3 protein-coding genes and 1 tRNA gene are annotated in these 2,820 nt (G+C 58.5%); 2 read left to right on the top strand and 2 right to left on the bottom strand.

All coding sequences use genetic code 11. The features are described from left to right. The first annotated feature begins 88 nt into the window (after positions 1-88). Positions 89-165 (top strand) — tRNA-Ile (locus H6B10_RS13820). Positions 166-473: 308 nt separating this feature from the next. Here H6B10_RS13820 and H6B10_RS13825 read toward each other — a convergent pair. After that, positions 474-1,022: a GNAT family N-acetyltransferase gene (locus tag H6B10_RS13825; protein ID WP_204652135.1), complete on the bottom strand. Its 549-nt coding sequence runs from the start codon at positions 1,020-1,022 to the stop codon at positions 474-476. Between the two features lie 169 nt (positions 1,023-1,191). Here H6B10_RS13825 and H6B10_RS13830 point away from each other — a divergent pair, with 169 nt between their 5' ends. Continuing rightward, a complete protein-coding gene (locus H6B10_RS13830) occupies positions 1,192-2,502 on the top strand; it encodes an Ig-like domain-containing protein (RefSeq protein WP_204652136.1) in 1,311 nt (436 codons plus the stop codon). A 62-nt stretch (positions 2,503-2,564) separates the two neighbouring features. On the opposite strand, the gene H6B10_RS13835 is transcribed toward H6B10_RS13830, so the two are convergent. Next, the coding region (locus H6B10_RS13835) for a hypothetical protein (RefSeq protein ID WP_204652137.1) at positions 2,565-2,820 on the bottom strand (256 nt) is incomplete at its 5' end.

Consider the following 2,820-nt stretch of genomic DNA (forward strand, 5'->3'; position numbering starts at 1 on the left):
GGAACAAGGTATGTCCCCAAGGGGGAAAAAATGCCACAGACCCTTTTCAAACAAGGGTTTTTGTGCTATAATATCAAATACGTGCTGCGGGCCATTAGCTCAGTTGGTCAGAGCTGGCGGCTCATAACCGCTTGGTCCCGGGTTCAAGTCCTGGATGGCCCACCATAAAAAACACCCCCCGCGTATGCGGGGGGCAGTTTTTTTGGTGTAAAGAAAAAATTGTATCTTCGTATATGGCCGCTGTTCGCGGCCGTGTATTTCGGAACCAACGCGTTGCGTTGGTTTTTGCATCACGCTGCGCGTGATTGCGCGGCATGGCCGCGCAGGCAAAAAACTTGAACAGCCCGTGCGCCGCGAAAGCGGAGCATCCGACAGTCCAGTGGACTGTCGGATAGGGCGCGGGTCAACAGAGGATGGCCCACCAACAAAAGAGTGCCCCCTTTATGGGGGCACTCTTTTGTTTATCTGCCATATTACAGCGGTCTGACCATCCAAAGTGCGTTGGCCAGGCGCCCATCCGGATAGCGCAGATATCCCGGCAGATGGCCGCATTCCGCAAAGCCCAGCTTCTTGTATAGCCCAATGGCCGTGTGATTGTCGCAAACCACCTGCAGTTCAGCCTGGGTGTAGCCCAGGGTGGGGGCTGTGTCCAGCAGGGTCTGCATCATGGCACGGCCCAGCCCCTGGCCCCAAAAGTCCCGGTAAAGGGCAATGGCAAGGTCACAGCGGTGGGCCATTCTGCGGCAGGGCCCCGCCATGGAAAGGGAAGCGCTGCCCAGAATCTGTCCGTCCAGATCGGCCACCAGCATCCCACAGCGGGGGTCATCCAGCATGTTTTGCAAAAAGGCTTCTTCCTGGGCAACGGTCAGGGTGATCTCTTCCGGGTCCCGCAGCAGATAAGGAGTTTCGCCGCTGGTGCGTTTCAGGCAGTCCAGCAAAGCGGCGGCGTCGGCAGGTTCGGGGGTGCGCAGCAGGACGGCCCGGCCTGCCCGGTCGGTGAAAGAACGTGGAGCAAATCGCATGGTATACCTCCCAAAAAGCCCGGCAGAAAATCCGCGGGGAAGATACCCCCAGTATATCACAGCTGCACAGCCCATAAAAAGGTTGCCAGGATTTTTTTCAGGTAGTACAATAAAAATAGAATAAACGGGAAAACCGTACCTGCAAAAATGGAATAAGGAAGAAAAAAACATGAAACTACATGCAAAACTTACAGCACTGAGCCTGACGGCGGCGCTGCTGCTTACAGGCTGCGGTACCAGCATTACCGGCATCACGCTGGGGGTACCCCAGACCATGGAGCGCGGCAGTACCGGTGTGGCAACACCAGAATATGTCTACAGCGGCGCAACACCGGAACAGGCCCGGGCGGAGGAGCTGGCGGACAAGCTGGGGCTGGCCTGGTCCTCCAGCGACCCCGCCGTGGTGATGGTGGATGCCGACGGCAACCTGGCGGCGGTGGGCACCGGTACGGCGGAGGTGGCCCTGTCCAGTGAGGACGGCAAACTTTCGGCCAACGGTGTCATCAAAGTGGTGGTCAGCCCCACGGGCCTGACGCTGCCCGAAACCCTGACCCTGACCGAGGGCGGCGACGGCCAGTCTTTGGCGGCCACGGTGGAACCTGCGGACGCCACCGACTATACGATCACCTACGCTTCTTCGGACGAAAGCGTTGCCGCGGTGGACGCGGCGGGCAACGTGACGCCGGTTGCCGCGGGTGAAGCGGATGTGACCGCCGAAATTGCGGGTAACGGCCTGACGTCCAGCTGCCATGTGGTGGTGACCCCTGCGGTGGAAGCGCTGTATCTTTCGGAGGATGCCGTCACCCTGGGCACCGCGGACGACGTAACATTGACCCTGTACGCGGAACCGGAGGAAGTGGATGTCTCCGCAGCGGTGTGGACTTCTTCGGATGAGAGCGTTGCCACAGTGGACGAAGAAGGCACGGTGACCGCAGTAGCCGAGGGGGAAGCAACGGTGACAGCAAACCTGGGAGGCATGGAGGCTATTTGTGAAGTGACTGTCAGCGATAAGACTTCTGCCGGTTCGTCCTCCTCCGGCAGCGATTCCTCTGGAGCAAGTGCTGACAGTTCGGCACCCGTCAGCACAGATTATGGTGCAATTCCGTTCAACTTGGCGGCAGGAACCATGGAGTGGTGGCATATCGATTCCACCGATGATGCTTATTGGGCAACACTCAATAATATCAATGCGTATCGGGCGGCGGTTGGTGTGGCGCCGTTGTCTATAGACGCCGGTTTATCTCAAATTGCATATACAAGAACTCTCGATATGGTCCGTTCGGGCGTTATGAGCCATGATGGTTACCAGACACCGGAAATCATCGCCCAGAATTATAATTCCGCCCAGTCGGTGGTGGATGCCTGGGCGGCCAGTCCGGGACATTATGCGGCGATGACCGACCCAAGCTATACCATATGCGGCATTGCCTGCGAGTTTGAGGAAGGCGGCGCCACCTACTGGTGCGTGACCTTCGGCTGATAAAACAAAACGAGCCGGGCGCAGAAGCGCCCGGCGTTGTTGTTTTGTATAGAGGTCCCGGTTTATCGGCGTTTAGGGAGGAAAACGAGGGCGTCCTCGTCCAGCCGTCCACCGCAATGGAGGCAGAGGCGCTGGGCGTCAAAGCGGAACCCCAGCAGCCTGTGACAGTGAGGACACCGCCAGAAAAGGAGGCAGAGCAGCAGTGCTGCTGCCAGCAGTACCCCGGCAACGGTAAGCAGCATCCACCAGAGGGTAAGGGACGGAAACAAGAGCAAAATGGACGCTAGTCCCGCCAGTTCCGCCATCAAAGCTCCGTTG

This window comes from Gemmiger formicilis (assembly GCF_016901605.1).
Lineage (GTDB): Bacteria > Bacillota > Clostridia > Oscillospirales > Ruminococcaceae > Gemmiger > Gemmiger formicilis_B.

What these genes read in the sequence shown, in the direction of transcription:
- H6B10_RS13825 (WP_204652135.1), bottom strand. Translation starts at nt 1,022, where the DNA reads ATGCGATTTGCTCCACGTTCTTTCACCGACCGGGCAGGCCGGGCCGTC.
- H6B10_RS13830 (WP_204652136.1), top strand. Translation starts at nt 1,192, where the DNA reads ATGAAACTACATGCAAAACTTACAGCACTGAGCCTGACGGCGGCGCTG.